Below are 18,156 nucleotides of genomic sequence, written 5' to 3'. Positions count from 1 at the left end.
GCGCGACGCACGGTGATCCGCGACACGCGCGCGGCACCGCTCCGCGCGGGACCGACCACCGGACGTGCGGGGTTTCCCGCGGGCCGGCGGTCCGCCCGGGGGACGGCGGACGCACCTGCCCGCGCGCAGCGACGACCGTGGACGAAGGGGAATCGGCGATGAGCGACAGCAGGGCCAATGGGGTCGGGGACGCACAGGGCGCACAGGGCCGGGGGGCGGCTGCCGGGGCCACGCTCGCCGACCGGTTCTTCGACGCGGCCATCGAACTGCTCCAGCAGGTCCGCGACCGCGACGCGGCGGAGATCACCGCGGCGGGCACCCTCGTCGCGGACACCGTCGACGCCGGCGGACGGCTCTTCGCCTACGGCGCCGGGCACTCCTCGCTCGCCGCGCAGGACCTCGTCTACCGGGCCGGCGGTCTCGCCCTGATGAACCTGCTGACGGTGCCGGGCGCCGTCGTCGACGTCCAGCCCGCCACCCTCGGCTCCGCCCTGGAGCGCGTCGACGGACTCGCCACGGTGGTCCTGGACACCAGTCCGCTGCGCGCCGGCGACCTGCTGGTGATCATCTCGCTGTCCGGGCGCAACCCGCTGCCCGTCGAGATGGCGGTGCACGCCCGTTCCCTCGGCATCAGGGTCATCGGGGTCACCTCGGTCGCCTACGCCACCGAGACCCGGTCCCTGCACGCCTCCGGCGGCTTCCTCAAGGACCACTGCGACGTGGTCCTGGACACCCGCATCCCGCTCGGGGACGCCACGCTGGTGCACGAGGGCATCGACGCCCCGTTCGCGCCCGCGTCGACCGTCGTCACCAGCGGGGTGCTCCAGGCGGTGATGGCCACCGCCGCCGGTGTGCTGGCGGAGCGCGGCGTCCAGCCCCCGCTGCTGCGGTCCGGCAACGTCGACGGCGGCCACGACTGGAACGGCAAGGTGATGGACGAGTACCGGGACCGGATCTTCCACAGCCGCTGACGGCCCCCGGCGGTGCGCGCCCGTCCGGCGCGGGCCGCGTACGCCCGGCGCCCCGGCGCGGGGTTCAGCCGCGGGGGGCGTCCAGCACGCGGGCGAGGTCCACCGCGGCGGCGATCCGGGTGACGACGCTCTCCGCGTAGGTGGCGTCCAGCCGCTCGAACCGGGGGCGGCTCGACGCCCGCAGGAAGGTCACCACGCCCAGCGTCCGCCCCCGGCTGCGCAGCACCGAGCACAGGGCGTGCACCGAGTCCTCGGGCCACTGCCGCGACCGTGCCCACTCCCGGGCGCGGCCCGGCGGGTCGGTCGGCGCGCTGGCCCGCACCGAACTGGTGCGCTCCACGCTCTGCAACGCCGGGTGCCCGGACGCGTACCGCAGCGGCAGCCCCGACCGGAACGCGGCGAGGCCAGGCCCGGGGGTCCCGGACGGGGTGGTCAGCGCCCGCACCAGGCGTACGGGGGCCGCGCCGTCCTGGACGTCCGCCCGGTGGCCGCCGGCGGGTTCCGGTTCGCCGTCCCCGGTGAGCAGGTCCAGCAGGACGTGATCGGCGAACCCGGCGAGCGAGAAGTCGAGCTGCACGGAGACCGCTTCGGCGGGGTCCTCGCACTCGCCCGCCGCCCGGGCCGCCCGGTGCAGTTGGTTGCCGCGGAAGCGCAGTTGGGCCGCTTCCTGCTCGGTCTGTTTGGACTCCGTGACGTCCTGGAAGAGCCAGCCGACGCCCAGCGGCACGGGTTCCTCGGCGAGCGGGGACGACAGCCGGACGAAACCGCTGCGCCAGCAGCGCCGGACGTCCCCGCCGGGCAGCCGGACGGTCACCCACAGATCGGCGGGGGCCGGCGGGGCGCCTTCGGCCAGCACGTGGGCCAGCGAGCCCTCCAGGTCCTCCACGCCCTGGGCCAGGAACTCGCCGAGGGGGCGGCCCAGCAGGGCGGTGCGCCCGCTGCCGAGCGCGGTGGCGGCGTGCGCGTTGGCGGCGGCGGGCCGCAGGTCGGCGTCGACGAGGACCACGCCGAAGGCCGCGTCCTGGAACAGCGCCTCGCTCAGCGCGATGGACCGCTCCAGGTCGATCTGTGCGTGCACCTCGCTGAAGGCGCAGTACACCCCGGCGGGCTCGCCGTCGGGTCCGCGCACCGCCGCGGACTGGACGCGCACCAGGACCCGGCCGCCGTCCTTGGTGAGCAGGGCGAACTCGTGGACCTGCCGGCCCCGGGCGCGCATCGCCCCGAGCAGCCGTTCCTCGATCCCGGCGGCGTCGCCCGGTCTCGCCGCCCAGCCGGAGAACCCGTGGCGGCCGACCGCTTCGGCCGCGCTCCAGCCGAGGACCCGTTCGGCCTCGCGGTTCCAGTGGGTGACGACCCCGTCCGCGTCGAACGCGCACAGCGCCGCGTCCATGCCGTCGAGCAGCGCCGCGAGCAGATCCGAACCGTCCCGTCCGGGTCCGCTCGGTCCCAGCTCGTCGGTGGCCCCGCTCCGCCGGGAAGCACTCACCTGGCACCCCCTGTCCGCGGAAACCGGCCGGTACCGCGTCGTCTCGGTCGTCTCGGGTCGTCTCGGTGGGGTACGCGTATCCACTGCGTCGGGTACGTGCACCGCGTTCCAGATCATTGAACTCGAACGTGACCCACCCCACACAGTGTTCACCCAAAGAGGCCGCGCGGGGAAATGTTCGAGGGCCTTCCGGGGGCACTGGGGGCGGCTTCCGTGCAGGTGGGGGCGCATGGGGGCAGATGTCGATGCGCGCGCGCCGGCGCCCGGCCCGGGGGTCCGTCGCGCCCCGCGTTAATTCGGTTGAACGGGCCGGGGGAGGTGCCTAGCGTGGGGGGCACACAGAAGGGAGGTGGTTCGCAGCATGAGCGAGAACCGGACCAGTGAGGTGGCTGCGGGCTGAGGCCCGTCACCACACCGAGTGCGGTGCCGGACCAGCACGAGATCGTGCGTGCGACCGGCCCAATCCACGCAGTCGCCCGACCCGCAGGCCGCCGGTGAGTCCGGCCGGCTTCCGCCGCCCACCGCGGTGGGACCACGGCCTGCGGGTCGTCTGCGTTCCTCCCGGACCCAACCGGTCGCCCGGTGCCCGTCGACGCGGTGCGACGCGGACCGTCGGCGGGCGGTCATCCGCCCGCCGGGGCCCGGAGCGACGAGGGGCGCACGAGGGCGCCTATCGGCGTGCCTCCCGCGCGCAGGCGTAGGCCAGCGGACTGACCAGCTCCTCGGCGTCCGGCAGCCAACGGTTCGCGGCGGTCGGACGGTTCGCCCACTGGACGGCGCCCTTGGTGCCCAACCGGGTCGGCGGGGCCGCGATGTACGCACCCTCGCCCAGGGTCAACAGGTCCAGCGAGGACGGCGGCCAGCCCAGACCGCGGACGAGGTCGGGAACCTTGGCGCAGGCGCCCGGCAGCACGAAGAACCGCAGCCGGCGGTCGGGGGTGCAGAGCACCGGACCGAGCGTCAACTCCATGCGCTCCATGCGGGCCAGGGCCAGGAACCCGGCGCTGTCGGGCACATCGATCACGTCGAAGGTGCGGCCCGTGGGCAGCAGGATCGACGCCGTGGGCTGGTCCGCCCACAGGCGGCGCGCGGTCGACGCGCTCCCGGTCGCCTGGGCCGCCCAGTCCTTGCGCGTGGGGTGCGCCCCCGGCGCGGCGCAGTCGGCGGCGCCGCAGGAGCACGTGGGGACGCCGTCGATCGACTCCAGCCACGTACCGGGGAAGACGTCCCAGTGCCGTTCCTCGGCGTACCGCACGGCGGTGTCCAGCGTCGCCTCGCCGCGCTGCTGGGGGATCTGGGCGGTCGATGTGACTCCGATGGTCTCTTCCACGTGCTTCTCAACTCTCGCTTTCTGTCGGGGTTACGACCTCTCGCGCGCGCGGGCACGGTGCACCCGGGCCCACGGGTGGGGCGCATGGGTGCACTGACAGGGGCGCGCAGAGGGTCGAGCCGCGGCTGTGGGTAACCAGGGTAGGGGCGGACTACCGGCTGTTACCCCGGCATTTCTCGTATGTCCCGCATCTTCCGTTTGTCGCCGGGGCATTGATCAGCGAGAAGTCGCCGAGACCGACGACTGAACAGTGCGAAAGCTACTCGAACCGGACGCGATGTCAGACAAGACCCGGACACGACCCAGACCAGACGAGGCGGCGCACTGGCTGACGCCGCAGCAACAGGGGGTTCACCTCATGGCCGCACGGCCTCTCGTCGCGCGACAGCCGAACGAACGGCTGCAAGCGCTCATCCAGGAAGCCGCCTGCTCCAATGCCGGACTGGCACGCCGCGTGAACATGTGCGGCGCGGAGCACGGACTCGACCTGCGGTACGACAAGACCTCCGTGGCCCGTTGGCTACGGGGGCAGCAGCCGCGGGGCAGGGCGCCCGCGATCATCGCGGAGGCCCTCGGCCGCAAACTCGGCCGTACGGTCACCATCGACGAGATCGGCATGGCCAACGGCAAGAACCTCGCCTCGGGCGTCGGCCTCCAGTTCTCGCCGACCGTCCTCGGCGCCATCGAGCAGGTCTGCGAGCTGTGGCGCAGCGACGTGGGCCGCAGGGACTTCCTGTCGGGCTCGTCGGTGGCCGCGTCCGCGCTGGTGGAACCCAGCCGGGACTGGCTCATCTCCACGCCGGACGCCCAGGTCGCCCGGCAGGCGGGGCCACGGGTGGGAACCTCCGACGTGGCCGCCGTCAGAGCGATGACCCAGGCGCTCGTCGACCTCGACCACCAGTACGGCAGCGGCCACGTACGGCCCGTCGTCGTGCACTACCTCAACAGCGTGGTGTCCGGGCTGCTCGCCGGTTCCTACCGGGAAGCGGTGGGGCGGGAGTTGTTCGCCGCCGTCGCCCGACTCACCGAACTGGCGGGCTACATGGCCGTCGACACCGGACAACCGGGACTCGCCCAGCGCTACTACATCCAGGCGCTGCGGCTCGCCCAGGGCGCGGGCGACCGCGGCTACGGCGGGTACGTCCTGGCCGCCTCCATGAGCCACCTGGCCGCCCAACTCGGCAACCCGCGCGAGATCGCCCAGCTCGCCAGGGCGGCGCAGGAGGGCGCACGCGGACGCGTCACCCCGCGCGCGGAGGCCATGTTCCACGCCGCCGAGGCCCGGGGGCACGCCCTCCTCGGGGACGCGCGCTCGGCCCAGGCGGCCTCCGGGCGGGCGGTGTCGGCGATGGAGCGCGCCGAGTCCGCCGCGGGCGACGACCCCGTCTGGATCGCCCACTTCGACGAGGCCTACCTCGCCGACGAACTGGCCCACTGCCACCGCGACCTCGGACAGTCCGAGGCCGCCGCCCGCACCGCACAGGAGGCGTTGGACAAACACCCGCCCACCCGGGCCCGCCGCCGGGCCATCGCCCTGGTGCTGCTCGCGACCGCACAGGTGCAGCAGCGCGAGGTGGAACAGGCGTGCCACACCGGGTTGCGGGCCGTCGAACTGCTCGGCACCCTGCGCTCCCACCGCGGCAGCGAGTACCTGGAGGACTTCCACCACCGGCTCGAACCCTTCCGTGACGAGGCGGTGGTGCGGGAGTTCGGAGCCCGGTTGGAACTCCAGGCGGCCTGACGGCCGGCCGATGCAGCGCTGACGCCCCGGCGCAGCGCTGACGCCCCCGCCGCGCACGGCGATCACAACGGCGCGGGACGGGTCACGGAAGCGGCCCACCGGTGTGCTCACCGGGGACCGCTTCCGTGCCCCGCCGAAGCGCCCCGCCGAACGCGCGCGCCCCGCAGCACTGCGCGGCGCCGACCGGCGGCCGGTCCCCACGGACGGTCAACTGCGCCCGCGCCAGGGCGAGAACGGTTTCCCCAAGGTGATTGCGATATTCCGCCCCGGTCGCCGGGGCCCGGCCCGGGCCGCTTCGCGCCCAGGTCACCGCACCCGGTAGCGTGGCCGGTCTGTTCGGAAGTTCCCTCATCCGAAGGAGACCACCCGGTGACGCAGAGCGGACAGGGCGAGGACGCGCATCCCTCCCCGGCACGACGGCCCCACGAGGGCATCGTGCTGCCCGCCGACGGAAGCGGGCCGCTCCTGCCTCCCGGCTCGACCCCGCCGGGGTCGAGCCCGGCCCCCTGGGGCGCCCCCCTCGCCGGCCCGCCGCCGCCCGTCGTGGGCTGGGACACCGCGCAGCCCGCCGGCTACGGTGCGGGTCCGCTGCCCCCCGAGAACGGCGCCGGGGCCCCGCCCGCCGGCCCGGACGCCCAGGCCACGGCCATGCTGCCGCCGGTCCCGTCCGACCCGCACGCGCCGCCCCCGTACCCGCCCGCCCCCGCCGGCGCCCATCCCGGATTCCCGCCGGCCACCCCCGGGGTCTACCCGGCCACCCCCGGAGGGTTCCCGCCTGCCGCCGGGGGGTTCCCGGCCGCCGCCGGAGACGATGCGCCCGCCACCCAGTACCTCCCGCCGGTCCCGGCCGGCCCCGGACCCGGTGGGCCGTCCCCCCTCGACGCCGCCCCGACCGAACTGATCGCGCCGATCCCCGCCGCGCCCGGACCCGGGCCGGGGCTCGGCAGCCCCGACGCCCAGGCCACCCAGCTGATCCCGCCGGTCCCCGCAGCGCCCGACGGCGACGCCGAAGCCACCCGGTTCATCGCGCCCGTACCGTCCGCGCCCGGCGGCCACCTGGACGCCACGCAGGTCATTCCGCCCGTGCAACCGGGTGCCCTGCCGCCCGAGATACCCACCGGCACCCCGCCCCCGGGGGCCCGCGGGCCCGCCGAGGACACCCACTACCTGGGCGCCGCCCCGCCCGACGTCCACAACGCGCCCACCCAGCACCTGCCGCAGGTGCCGCCCGCCCCGCCCGGTGCGCCCTTCGGCATCCGCCCGGGCACGCCCGGCGAACGTCCGCCGCCGTCCGAGTTCGACGCCCTGTTCCGTGACGGGAGCCCCGGCGCGGGCCAGCCCGGACGTCCTCAGCCCGGACGGGCCCAGCCGCCGGGCCCCCGAGCCCCGCGCCCCGCACCCCCCGGACCCGGCGCCCCGCACCCGGGCGCCCCGCCGCACGGGGCTGCGCACGCGGCCGCCCCGCACCAGGGCCGGGCGGCCAACCGACGGGCCGCCCGCCCGTCCGCGAAGCGCTCCAAGGTCCCGCTCCTGGTGGCCATCGGCGTCGCCCTGGTGGTGATCGGCGTCGGCACCGGAGCCCTGCTCGGCGGCGACGGCGAAGGGGACCCGTCCGGCGCCGGCACGGACAGCACCCCCGTGTCCGCGACCGAGTCGACCGGCGGCGAACCGTCCGAAGCGGCGCCGTCCCCCTCCACCGAGGCGCCCGACGAGGCCGGGGCCCAGGCCAAGGCGCTGGACGGGCTCCTCGCGGACAGCGGCGGCAGCCGCGCCACCGTCATCAGCGCCGTCGCCGACATCAACCGGTGCGAGGACCTGGACGACGCCGCCGACGACCTGCGCGAGGCGGCCCGGGAGCGGAACGACCTGGTGACCAGGTTGGGCGAGCTCTCCGTCGACGCGCTGCCCCGGCACGCCGAGCTGACCGGTGCGCTGAACTCGGCGTGGAAGGCGTCCGCGGAGGCCGACGAGCACTACGCGGACTGGGCCGACCGGGTCCGGGGCAAGAAGGGCTGCCGCGGCGGCAAGGCCCGCCAGACCAAGGAGGCGGGGGCGGGCAACCGGGCGAGCGGCGAGGCCACCGAGGCCAAGAAGAAGGCGTCCCGCCTGTGGAACTCCATCGCCGCGAAGTACGACCTGACCCCCCGCCAGCCCACCCAGCTCTGACGACCCCCGCACCACGGGACCGCACGGACCGCACCGGGCTCAGTCCGGTGCGGAGGCGCCCTCCAGCGTCTCGGCCATGCTGACCGACCCGGGGCGCGCCGCCACCAGCCGACCGGCCCGCACGGTCTGGAAGGTGACGTTCGCATTGACCACCCGGGGGTAGTCCTTCACCGCCAGCATGTCCTCGAACCGCCAGCTCAGCGTGGGTGTCAGCCCGCCCGTCCCGACCTTCAGACCGTCGTCGAGGGCGTTGCGCACGGCGCGTGCCGACACCGTGCGCCCCTCCAACGACTCGATCACCTGTCGCAGCACGGTGTAGGCGATCCACGTGGTCTGCACTCCCGCGTCCGACGGGTCGATGCGGTTGTCGTCGAAGGCGTGCTTCCCGATCACCCGGCGCATCTCGGCCCAGCGCGGGTCGCTGCTCACCGGGTACCACCCGGTGACCTGGGCGCCCTCGTACGGGCCCGACCTGCCGCCGGTGCTGTCCACGGTCGACTGGTCCACGCTGCCGAACACCGCTCCGACCCGTACCGAGGGGTCCGGGTGTTCGGCGGCGTGGATCCGCCGGAACGAGTCGAAGAACGTCCGGGTGCGGTCGCCGAGGGCCGCCGCGACGCAGCCCCGTCCCCGGGGCGCCGCACCGACCTCCGCCAGGGCCTCCCGCACCTGCCGGGTGTAGTCGGTGGCCTCCTCCGCGGCCCGCACGTCGACGGTGGACGCCCGGCGACCGGCGGGCAGTCCCGCGGCCAGCAGCAGCGGCAGCGAGTCCCCGGCGAAGGTGTCGGGCCGCACCAGCGCCACCGCGGAGCAGCGGTCGGCGAGCTGGCGTCCCATCCCCGCCACCAACGCGGGCTGGCCCCCGTTGACCGGGTACGACAGCGGGCTGGTGAACTCCCCCTCGGTGACGCCGTAGCCACCGATGTACGGGATGCCCGCCATCTCCAGCGGGCTGAGGAAGGACCGCGTGTGCTGGCTGTAGGAGCCCACGACGGCGACCACGTCCTCCGCCACGGCCCGGCGCGCGCACGCGGCGGCGCCCCCGGAGTCGTTGTGGTCGTTGCAGGTGATCACCTTCAGTTCGCGGCCCGCGATCCCGCCCTCGGCGTTCACCCAGCGGGCGTAGGCGCGGGCCATCGCCGGGACGCCCGGCAGATTGGTGGCCCTGGTGTTCTCCGGGGCCCAGGTCATGACGGTGATCGGGGAGTCCGAGCCGTCGGAGGTGCCGGGCAGCACCCCGCAGCCCGCGGCGAGTGCGGCACAGACGGCGAGGGCGGCGGCCCGCAGCCGGGCGGGAGCCCGCCCGGCGGCAGCGGCGGCAGGGGTGGCAGGGGTGGCAGGGGTGCGTGTGCGGCGTCGGCCGGTCATGGTTCCGCACCCTCGTCCCGCCCGGCCAACCCCGGAGTGTCGCGGGATCAATACGGGGTGACGCGGAGGTGAATTGAGGGGGAGGCCGCGGACCGTCCGGAGCGGGAACGTACGATCGGGAACCGTGCAAGGTACGGAGAACCCTTCCCGTCGAGGCCGCCGCTCCTCCACCATGGGCGGTATGCCGCTCAACGACATGCCGTGGTGGCGCTGGCGCAGCAACGTGCGCTCGGCGCTGCACATGCTCTCCGACCCCGTCTTCCAGCACGAGTGCTGGCTCGCCGGGCGCACCGAGTACGGGGACGTCACCGACGCCGTGTACCGGCTGGTGGAGGACACCTGGCTGGACAACTGGTCCGCCGAGAAGTACGTGGGGACGATCTTCCGGGACGCCGAGGAGGCCGTCCTGGTGGACGCCGCGGTGCTACGGGTCCTCAAGATCATGCACCAGGTGGGGCCGGACGCGGCGGTGGCCGTGTACCTGGAGCACCCGGGCTGGCCGGAGGCCGTGCACGCCGCGCGCGAGGCCCATCTGCGGCTCGCCACCGGCGACGGGGACGACCCGGACCAGCCTCCGCGGACCCTCGAAGTGCTGCGGATCATGACCAGGACCGGCTGAGCGGCGAGGAACGCCCCGGCGCGGGCACCGTATGGGACCCTGGACCGCATGAACGATCAGGCTCCCGCCCCCGAGCAGTACGTCCTCACCCTGTCGTGCCCCGACAAGCAGGGCATCGTGCACGCCGTCTCCAGCTATCTGTTCATGACCGGCTGCAACATCGAGGACAGCCAGCAGTTCGGTGACCACGACACCGGGCTGTTCTTCATGCGGGTGCACTTCTCGGGAGAGGCCCCGGTCACGGTCGACAAGCTGCGGGCGAGCTTCGCGGCGATCGGCGACGCCTTCCAGATGGAGTGGCAGATCAACCGGGCCGACGACAAGATGCGGGTCGTCCTCATGGTCAGCAAGTTCGGGCACTGCCTGAACGACCTGCTGTTCCGGGCGCGGACCGGGGCGCTGCCGGTGGAGATCGCGGCGGTCGTCTCCAACCACACGGACTTCGCGGAGCTGGTCGAGTCCTACGGCGTCCCGTTCCGGCACATCCCCGTCACCCGGGACACCAAGCCCGAGGCGGAGGCGGCGCTGCTGGCGCTGGTCCGTGAGCAGGGCGTGGAGCTGGTGGTCCTCGCCCGGTACATGCAGGTCCTCTCGGACGACCTGTGCAAGCAGCTCAACGGGCGGATCATCAACATCCACCACTCGTTCCTGCCGAGCTTCAAGGGCGCCAAGCCCTACCACCAGGCCCACGCCCGTGGTGTGAAGCTGATCGGTGCGACCGCGCACTACGTGACGGCGGACCTGGACGAGGGGCCCATCATCGAGCAGGAGGTCGAGCGGGTGGGGCACGGCGTCACCCCGGACCAGCTGGTCGCGATCGGGCGGGACGTGGAGTGCCAGGCGCTGGCGCGGGCCGTGAAGTGGCACGCGGAGCGGCGCATCCTGCTGAACGGCCGCCGCACGGTCGTCTTCCCGTAGGGCCCGTCCCCCGGGGGACCTGCGAGCCGGTCGGCGGTCGCCGCGATGAGGAACCTCCGCCCGCACGGGCGGTTCGCCCCGCCGGGCCGGCGTCGACGTGCCGATGAGGTGGCGCCCCTTCACACCGTCGGGGCCCCGCCTTCGCGCTTCAGCGAGCCGTCCGGATTCCGCGGCCCCGTCTGCGACCGGATCTCCGCGAACACGTCCTCGAACTCACCCTCGTCAATGGCGTCGAACAACTCCCTGCGCAGCCGCAACTTCACTCCTTCCTCCATAGCCGCCCGCACTGCCGCGGCCTTCGTCTCCACCCCGTACAGCCGCATCGCCTGTTCGACGATCTCCTCATCCAGATCGATCACCGTCCTGGCCTTCCGCCGTGTGGACCTCACAGGCGGCTCAGGGAGGCCGTGGCGGCGAGCACCTCGTGGATGGCGCGGGTGTCGCCCTCGCGTCCCGCGGCGGCCTCGTCGGGCAGGACGTGCCCCGCGACCAGCCGACAGAACTCCGTGGCGTCCAGCGCCACGTGCGCCACCTCGTGCTCGGCGGAGCCCACGGAGCCGGGCGAGTCCAGCGGGATGTGCCAGTCGCCGCCGCCCGAGCCCTCGATCTCCAGCCGCAGACTGCGTCCGGGGGCGCCCACCGTGCCCAGCCGCTCCGGTGGCGAGGCGAGTCCCGAGCGGCGCCGCTCGGCGAGCGCGCCGGGCAGGACGCGCACCCCCTGGGCGACGAGCTGCCGCAGATGGCGCGGCGCCGGCGGGGCGTACGGGTAGGTGACCGCGTCGGCGATGTCCGTGGCGTGCACCCAACACTCGAAGGCGCGGTCCAGCATCGCCTCCCGCAGCGGCAGCGTGAAGTCCCCGTACGGCACCGGGAGCCCTCCGGTGCGTCCGCCGCGGGTGGCGCCGCCCGCGGCGAACGCGGCGGTCCGCACCAGGCCGTGGGCCTGCTGCCGCCAGGGGGTGCGCACCTCGGGGCCGGGCGGGGAGCGCAGGGCGTTCCAGTACGCCTCGGTGCGGGCGGCGGGCCCGACCACCTCGCTCACCGAGGCGGCCGGTGCGCCGTCCGCGGTGTCGCGCAGGTACGTGCGCAGCGGGTCGTCCATGCCGAGGGCGGCGGCCACCAGGCCGTCGACGGTCAGGAGGTGCGCGATGACCCCGGCGACCGTCGTGGTCCGGGTGCGCTGCCCGTCGTCCTGGTACCAGCGCAGATGGACGGGGGTGTGCCACTCCGCTTCGCCGAAGTCCTGGAGGAGCGCGTCGAGACGGGCCGTCTCCGCGTCGTAGGGCGCGGCCCACTCGGGGACGGGGATGCGGGGCGGGCGGCGGCCGAGGCAGCTGGCGAGCACCTGGGTGCGCAGCGCCGGGTCGAGGTCCAGCGGTTCGGCGGGGTGCAGCAGGACCACCGCGTCCCGCAGCCGCAGCGCCTCCACCGCGCAGGGTCCGCACGCGCCGAGGTGGTGCTCCACGGCGGTGGTCTCCGTGGCCGAGCAGGCGTTCAGCGCCCATGCGCCGAGCAGCGACTTCAGGACCTCGTGGGTCAGCGATCCATCGTCGCCGTCGCCGTCGTCGGCCCGTTCGGGCGGCTGCCAGCGGTCCTGGGGTGTGCTCACCGGACGCTCCCGGGTTCCGGAGGGGTGCCCGACGTGTCGTGGGCGGTGGCGAGGAGTTGCAGGCCGAGCCGGAGCCTGCGGCGGGCTTCGTCGGCGGTGACCCCGAGGTCGGCGGCGGTCGCGTGGTAGTTGCGCCGCTGGAAGTACGCCTGTTCCAGTGCGGTGCGCAGCGGCGGGGGCATCGACGCCACGATGTAGTCGGCGCGGGCCGTCGCCGAGGCGTGGCGCACCTTGCGTTCGAGTTCCGCGGTGGAGGCGGCGGCGTCCGCGGCGCCGTGGGCGAGGGCGGCCGTCTCGGTGTGCCGCAGCCGTTCGACGGCGAACCGGTGGGTGAGCGCGGCGACCCAGGTGCGCAGCGGTCCCTGTTTCGGGTCGTAGGAGCCGGGGTGCTCCCAGACGTGGGCGAAGACCTCCCGGGTGATCCGGTCGGCACCGGCCTCGTCGCCGAGCACCCGGTGGGCGAGTTGGTGCACCAGGGCCGCGAACCGGTCGTAGAGTTCGCCGAGCGCGGCGGCTTCGCCGCGGGCGAGCCGCTGTTGCATCTTCCGGTCCCAGCGCGGTGGAGCGTCCTTCGCCATTCGGCCCCCTCACTACGGTCCCGCGGTGCGTCCCGACCCGTCCCGGAAGGCGCGAAGTCCGCGCTCCGTACCCTCGAATGTAGTCGTCCCGGGCGGTCGCGTACGTCCCTTTGCCCTATGAGATTTCCTGTAAATCCGCAGATGGCGACCGGGTGTGGACGGATTTTCGGCCCAAGTGGCGTAAGGGGAACGGGCATGGAAAACACGTGTCCGAATGTGATCGTGACAGCGCGAATACTTCTCTTCACGATTCTCCATACCCGTGTTTCACGGCGGGTGTTCCGGGCAGTCGGCCCAGGAAGCGTAAGAACCGCTTCCGGATGGTGGTGCGGCGTGCGGTCACGGCCCGGCGAGTGCGGGCGGTGGGCGCGCGGGGCGCGGCCGGCGCGGTGGGCGGTGCGGCGGAGGGCAAGGGCGACGGCGGAGGATTCCGGACGGATTCGACGGTTCGGCGGACGAAGGGCTGGGGCGTGGCGTTCAGGGTGACCGAGGACGAGTGCGGCGAGTGGACCGTGCTGCGGGTCTCGGGCGAGTTGGACTTGATGACGTCGCCGGTACTGCGGCAGCACGTGCGGGACGTCGTGGCACAGGGACGGCACGGCCTCGTGCTGGACCTGTCCGAGGTGTTCTTCTGCGACTCCAGCGGGGTCGGGGTGCTCATCGCGACGCGGCGTCTGATCCGTTCGTGCCGCGGGCGGTTGCGGCTGACGCTGCCGGCGCGGGGCGCGGTGGAGGGCTCGCACGTGAACCGGGTGCTCGCCGCGCTCGGGGTGCGTCGGCTCTTCGACGTGTACCCGGACGTGGAGACCGCGGTGCGCGAGCAGGCGCACCCCCTCTCGGCGTAGCCCGCCCTGGTGGCCGGCCCTGGTGGCCGGCCGTCACGGTGCGCCCCGCGGGCGTCGCGGTGCCGGGCCCCTGCGTGCGCCCTGACGGCCCCGCGCGGCCCGTACGCTCCCGCGCCCCCCTGTGCGTCCCGTACGGGCCGGGGCGGGCCCGTACGCCCCCGTCCCGTCCGCACGGTCAGCACGCCCGCGTGCGATCCGTACGACCCGTACGAGCTGTGCGGTCCGTGCGAGCTGTGCGACCCGTGCGACCCGTGCGGGCTGTGCGGTCCGTGCGAGCTGTGCGACCCGTGCGTCCTGCGCGATCCGTGCGCCCCGTACGGCCCGTATGACTCGTACGACCCGTACGGCCCGTGCGGCCGGATGGGCTTCGCGTCCCGCGCGGACGGGTCGGCGGGCGTTCGGGTTCCCCGCGTTCACGTGCTGGTTGCGGCAAGAGCGACGGGTTCCCCGCCCGGCGGAGCCCGCGAGGACGTACGCTCCCGATCGGAAGCAACCGGAACCCGTAACGTGAGGCGGTCCGAGAACACATGGTCAGCACCGAGAGCGAGCGTAGGATCGCCGCCCGTTTCGCCACCTTCGACCAGGACGGCAACGGCTACATCGACCGCGCCGACTTCAGCTCCGCGGCCAAGACGCTGCTCACCGAGTTCGGCACCACGGCCCGCTGCGACAAGGGCCAGGCCCTGTACAACGGGGCCGAGGCGTTCTGGCAGGGCATGGCCGGGATCGCCGACCGCGACGGTGACCAGCGCATCACCCGCGACGAGTTCGTGCACGGGGCGGTGAAGCGACTGCGGGACAACCCCGACCGGTTCGCCGAGATCGCCCGCCCGTTCCTCCAGGCCGCGCTGGCGGTGGCGGACGCCGACGCGGACGGCGCGGCCACCGTCCAGGAGACCGCACGGGTGCTGCGCTGCCTCGGCATCGCCGAGGACGCGGCCGACGCCGTCGCCACGGCGCTCGACGGCGACCGGGACGGCCGGGTGACCGAGTCCGAGGTCGTCACCGCCTTCGCCCGGTACTTCACCGTCCCCGAGTAGCCGTCGCCCCGTCGACGATCGCGGCGCGCCCCGGCCGGACCTCCCGCCGGGGCGTTCGTGCGTCGCCGCCGGCCACCGTCACCCCGGGTGCTGACGCTGCGTGTTGGGGGTGCCCGGAGCCGGACCGGGGTATGTCACTCAGCGTCGATGGTGTGGGGTGGGGTGCGTCGGGTTTACCGGGTTGTGTCCTTCACGTGACTCGTCACAGTGCGGTGTGAACCGGTCACTCCGGTACCGTGTGAGGGATGCGAGTGGAGCTGAGGCCGAGCCATGCCGGTGTTGCCCCTGGGGCGGCTCCGTGGCTGGTGGCATGCCCCGCCGCTCGTACAAAAAGCGGTCTGACGCCCGCTTGTTCGACCCCCCGCGGTGAGCGTCGCACAGTATGCCGCACGGGTACTCCTTCGCGCTGGAATATGCCCGAAGCGCTTGTTGGGGTGACTGAACGTCAACCATGCTGTCTCGCAAGGGAATCACGTTCCGTGACTCTTGGGAGGCGCGAGGCGATGTGTCCGCCGGTTCGGATGGTGTGAGCGGTGCAGGTGCTTCAGGTTCAACTGGAAGTGCGGCCAGACCCCGCGGAGGTGGGGCGGGCCCGGAGGTGGGCGCGGTCCCGGCTCGCCGGTTCCGGTATAGCCGCGGACGAGCCGGTGGCGGAGACCCTGATCCTGTTGGTGTCGGAACTCGTCACCAATGCGGTCGTGCACGCCGGGTGCCCCGCGGTCCTCAGGCTGTTGCTGTCGTCGGGGCGCGCCGAGACCGCCCCCCTGACGGTCCGGGTGGAGGTCGCGGACTCCTGTGCGCGCCCGCCGCGCCCGCGCCGCGCGGACGGCGAGGAGACCGGTGGACGGGGCCTCGAACTCGTCGACGGGCTCGCTGACCGGTGGGGCTGGCAGCAGGAGGGGTCCGGCAAGCGGATCTGGTGCGAGGTCGACCGCTGCGACACCCCCGCCCCCGCGCCCGGCGGCTACGGCTGCGCCTACGAGGCCGTCTGACCCCCGCGACCCGTTGCGGCCTCCCGGGACGACTCCGGGAGGCCCCGGTGGCGCAGCCGAAAAGTTGTCCACAGGGTGGGGGTAACCCGTCGGCGGGGTTCGTTAGCGTCGGGACATGAGCTATCGCGAGGTCCTCTCCCCCCGGATCGGCGTCTGGGCCGTGGTGGCCGTGGCCGCGCGACTGCCCGTCGCCATGGCCCCGCTGGCCTTCGTCTTCCTGGTCCGCGAACGGCCCGGCGGTTACTCCCTCGGGGCGGTGCTCGCCGCCGTCTACGTGATCGGCGAGATCGTCGGCGCCCCCCTGCTCGGCATGCGGCTGCGCCCCGAGCGGGCCCGGCCGCACCTCGCCGCCGGGCTGGTCGTCGGCGGACTCGCCTTCACCGCGGTCGGTCTGCTGCCCGACGCGCACGCCCTGCCGCTGGGCCTGCTGGCCTTCGTCGCCGGCGCGGCTCCGGCCGCCGCCCCGGGCGGACTGCGCTCCCTGCTCACCGCCCTGGTCCCGGACCGCGCGGTCACCCGGGCGCTCTCCGTCGAGTCGATGCTCACCGCCGGCATCTGGGCGTTGTCCCCGGCCGCCGTCGCCGGACTCGCGCTCGGGGTGTCCCCCGGGGTGCCGATGCTGCTGGCCGGGGTGCTGATGACGGCGTCCGCGGCCGGACTGCGGCTGCTGCCGCCCGGCTGGGCCACCGACCCGGCCGACCGGGACGGCCAGCCGATGCTCCGGCTGATGCTGCGGGCCTGGCCGGTGTACGTGATGGGTGCGGCGGGCCTCGCCCCGCTCGCCCTGGCCGAGTTGGTGCTCCCCGCACTGCTGGAGCACCGGGGCGTCGGGGTCGGCTGGTCGGGTCCGCTGCTGGCCGGGCTGTCCCTGGGGTCCGCCGTGGGCGCCTACGTCTACGGGCTGCGGAACTGGCCGGGGCGGCTGCACCTCCAGGGGCTCGTCCTGCTGTGCGGGTTGCTGGTCTGCACGGTCACGGTGGCGCTGGTCCCGCACCCGGTGGCGCTGGCCGCCGCGTTGGTCTGCGGCGGCTTCCTCCAGTCCAGCGCGATGCTGGTGCGGAACCTGTCGCTGCGGGAGGTCCTGCCGCCGAGCGCGGTGGCCGCGGGGTACTCGGTGATGTACGCGGCGGTGGGCGCCGGGTACGCGGCGACGGGGTCCCTGGCGGGTGCGCTGCTGGAGGTCACCACCCCCTCCGGGGCGGTGCTCGGCGGGGTCGCGCTGCTCGCCGTGCTGATCGCGGTGGCCGCGGTGGGGGAGCGGCGCACCCGGTCGGTGCCCCGGCCCGTCGGCGGCCCGACCCGCAGCGGCGGGAAGCGGCCCCCGCCCGGACCCCGTTCGACCGGCGTGCGCGGCACGGGCGACCCCGAGAGCACCCGCAAACGCCCGTAGGTACCCGAACGCGTCCCGTGGACACCCGTGGGGGCCGGGGCGGTTCGGCCCCGGCCCCTCGACGGGCGCCGCTGCGGCTACTGCGCCTCTTCGGCGGTGGCGTGGGCGGCCTTGCGGATCTGGTCGGCCACCAGGTCCGGGTGCGACATCATCGCCACGTGCGAGGAGTCGACCTCGACGGTGTGCGACCCGGCCCGCTTCGCCTCGAAGCGTTCCAGGTCCGGGGCGATGGCCTTGTCGTTCTTCGCGACGATGAACCAGGACGGGATCGTCTTCCACGCGGCGGCCGTCGCGTTCTGCGCGAACCCGGCCTGGGCGACGGGCCGTTGTTCGACCGCCATCACCCGCGTCTGCGCTTCGGGCAGGTCCGCGGCGAACACGGAGTGGAACTTGTCGTTCTGGATGTACAGGTCCGTGCCGCTGGTCGTCCCGTCCGTGTACGGAACGGGCCGCAGCGCGGTGCCCAACTCGCTCCCCGTGAACTTCGTGGACAGCTCCGCCGGGTTCTCCCCCACGTCCGGCATGAACGCCGACACGTACACCAGCGCCTTCACGTTGTCGTTCCCGGCGGCGGCCTGGCTGATGACCGCACCGCCGTAGGAGTGGCCGGCCAGCACGATCGGTCCCTCGATGCTCTTGAGGACCGAGGCCACGTAGGCGGCGTCGCCGAGCACCCCGCGCAGCAGGTTCGGCGGGGCGACGACCGGGTAGCCCCGCCGCTGGAGCCGCTCCACGACGGCGTTCCAGCCGGAGGCGTCCGCGAACGCGCCGTGCACCAGGACCACCGTCGGCTTCACGCCCTGCCCCACCGGTTCGGGATTGTCGGCGCCGGACGGGTCGCCACCGGCCAGGGCCGGGGTGGTGAGGAACACGGCCGCCGTCAGCGACAGGGTCAGCGCGGTCGCCCGGCCTATGCGGCGGCGCGCGGGGGAGGGGGGAGGTGACACAGCCATGGGGGGTCTCTCTTCCGTTCGGCGGGGAGGCTGTCGCCCCAGCGTCGACCCGGCCGTGCGGTGCCCGCCTCCCCAACGGGGCGGGTGGGTGAACGCCCCGCGTCCGCCCGGGTGACGCCCCTACCGCGGGCGACCGCGGGCGCGCCGGCC

General features: G+C 74.4%; 16 protein-coding genes. 9 read left to right on the top strand and 7 right to left on the bottom strand.

Annotation, left to right across the window (positions count from 1 at the left end):
- Positions 1 to 158 precede the first annotated feature (158 nt).
- Entirely contained in the window at positions 159 to 971 is an 813-nt protein-coding gene (locus ACFYOU_RS04025; RefSeq protein ID WP_391303384.1) for a sugar isomerase domain-containing protein, read from the top strand.
- Positions 972 to 1,035: 64 nt separating this feature from the next.
- On the opposite strand, the gene ACFYOU_RS04020 is transcribed toward ACFYOU_RS04025, so the two are convergent.
- Positions 1,036 to 2,457 (bottom strand): PAS domain-containing protein, encoded by a 1,422-nt coding sequence (locus ACFYOU_RS04020; protein ID WP_391303382.1) that lies wholly within the window; start codon positions 2,455 to 2,457, stop codon positions 1,036 to 1,038.
- Between the two features lie 670 nt (positions 2,458 to 3,127).
- A complete protein-coding gene (locus ACFYOU_RS04015) occupies positions 3,128 to 3,787 on the bottom strand; it encodes a bifunctional DNA primase/polymerase (RefSeq protein ID WP_387009665.1) in 660 nt (219 codons plus the stop codon).
- A 358-nt stretch (positions 3,788 to 4,145) separates the two neighbouring features.
- On the opposite strand from ACFYOU_RS04015, the gene ACFYOU_RS04010 reads away from it, so the two are divergent.
- Complete coding sequence (locus tag ACFYOU_RS04010; RefSeq protein ID WP_389765709.1) at positions 4,146 to 5,528, top strand: transcriptional regulator; 1,383 nt, start codon at positions 4,146 to 4,148, stop codon at positions 5,526 to 5,528.
- Positions 5,529 to 5,897: 369 nt separating this feature from the next.
- Positions 5,898 to 7,694 carry a hypothetical protein gene (locus tag ACFYOU_RS04005; protein ID WP_391303379.1) on the top strand — a complete coding sequence of 599 codons (1,797 nt, stop codon included), beginning with the start codon at positions 5,898 to 5,900 and terminating at the stop codon, positions 7,692 to 7,694.
- A 39-nt stretch (positions 7,695 to 7,733) separates the two neighbouring features.
- Here ACFYOU_RS04005 and ACFYOU_RS04000 read toward each other — a convergent pair whose 3' ends face one another.
- Positions 7,734 to 9,062: an ABC transporter substrate-binding protein gene (locus tag ACFYOU_RS04000; protein ID WP_391303377.1), complete on the bottom strand. Its 1,329-nt coding sequence runs from the start codon at positions 9,060 to 9,062 to the stop codon at positions 7,734 to 7,736.
- A gap of 181 nt (positions 9,063 to 9,243) precedes the next feature.
- Between ACFYOU_RS04000 and ACFYOU_RS03995 the strand changes: the two genes are divergently transcribed.
- Both ACFYOU_RS03995 and purU read left to right on the top strand, forming a co-directional pair.
- Entirely contained in the window at positions 9,244 to 9,681 is a 438-nt protein-coding gene (locus tag ACFYOU_RS03995) for a hypothetical protein (protein WP_389765706.1), read from the top strand.
- Positions 9,682 to 9,729: 48 nt separating this feature from the next.
- Positions 9,730 to 10,599, top strand: coding sequence for a formyltetrahydrofolate deformylase (gene purU, locus ACFYOU_RS03990; protein ID WP_389765705.1), 870 nt, complete (start codon positions 9,730 to 9,732; stop codon positions 10,597 to 10,599).
- A gap of 119 nt (positions 10,600 to 10,718) precedes the next feature.
- Here purU and ACFYOU_RS03985 read toward each other — a convergent pair whose 3' ends face one another.
- The 3 genes from ACFYOU_RS03985 to ACFYOU_RS03975 are packed head-to-tail and all read right to left on the bottom strand — an operon-like array spanning position 10,719 to position 12,786.
- Entirely contained in the window at positions 10,719 to 10,958 is a 240-nt protein-coding gene (locus ACFYOU_RS03985) for a type II toxin-antitoxin system VapB family antitoxin (protein ID WP_389765704.1), read from the bottom strand.
- Positions 10,959 to 10,984: 26 nt separating this feature from the next.
- Positions 10,985 to 12,208, bottom strand: coding sequence for a zf-HC2 domain-containing protein (locus tag ACFYOU_RS03980; protein ID WP_391303373.1), 1,224 nt, complete (start codon positions 12,206 to 12,208; stop codon positions 10,985 to 10,987).
- Positions 12,205 to 12,786 (bottom strand): sigma-70 family RNA polymerase sigma factor, encoded by a 582-nt coding sequence (locus ACFYOU_RS03975; RefSeq protein WP_385494053.1) that lies wholly within the window; start codon positions 12,784 to 12,786, stop codon positions 12,205 to 12,207. The genes ACFYOU_RS03980 and ACFYOU_RS03975 overlap by 4 nt, the downstream gene beginning before the upstream one ends.
- 470 nt (positions 12,787 to 13,256) lie before the next feature.
- Here ACFYOU_RS03975 and ACFYOU_RS03970 point away from each other — a divergent pair, with 470 nt between their 5' ends.
- From ACFYOU_RS03970 to ACFYOU_RS03955, 4 genes are all read left to right on the top strand, one after another.
- On the top strand, positions 13,257 to 13,631 hold the full coding sequence (locus ACFYOU_RS03970; RefSeq protein WP_389765931.1) for an STAS domain-containing protein: 375 nt from the start codon (positions 13,257 to 13,259) through the stop codon (positions 13,629 to 13,631).
- Between the two features lie 527 nt (positions 13,632 to 14,158).
- Positions 14,159 to 14,671, top strand: coding sequence for an EF-hand domain-containing protein (locus ACFYOU_RS03965; protein WP_389765702.1), 513 nt, complete (start codon positions 14,159 to 14,161; stop codon positions 14,669 to 14,671).
- 533 nt (positions 14,672 to 15,204) lie between these two features.
- The gene (locus ACFYOU_RS03960) at positions 15,205 to 15,663 is read left to right on the top strand and encodes an ATP-binding protein (RefSeq protein ID WP_385494051.1); all 459 of its coding nucleotides are present in this window, start codon (positions 15,205 to 15,207) and stop codon (positions 15,661 to 15,663) included.
- 115 nt (positions 15,664 to 15,778) lie between these two features.
- Positions 15,779 to 17,053, top strand: coding sequence for an MFS transporter (locus ACFYOU_RS03955; protein WP_391303369.1), 1,275 nt, complete (start codon positions 15,779 to 15,781; stop codon positions 17,051 to 17,053).
- A gap of 77 nt (positions 17,054 to 17,130) precedes the next feature.
- On the opposite strand, the gene ACFYOU_RS03950 is transcribed toward ACFYOU_RS03955, so the two are convergent.
- Positions 17,131 to 18,006 carry an alpha/beta fold hydrolase gene (locus ACFYOU_RS03950; RefSeq protein ID WP_391303367.1) on the bottom strand — a complete coding sequence of 292 codons (876 nt, stop codon included), beginning with the start codon at positions 18,004 to 18,006 and terminating at the stop codon, positions 17,131 to 17,133.
- Positions 18,007 to 18,156 lie beyond the last annotated feature (150 nt).

Source organism: Streptomyces sp. NPDC005955 (genome assembly GCF_042871255.1).
GTDB lineage: Bacteria > Actinomycetota > Actinomycetes > Streptomycetales > Streptomycetaceae > Streptomyces.
The sequence above is the reverse complement of the archived record's forward strand: the minus strand, read 5'-3'. Positions and strand labels throughout refer to the sequence as shown.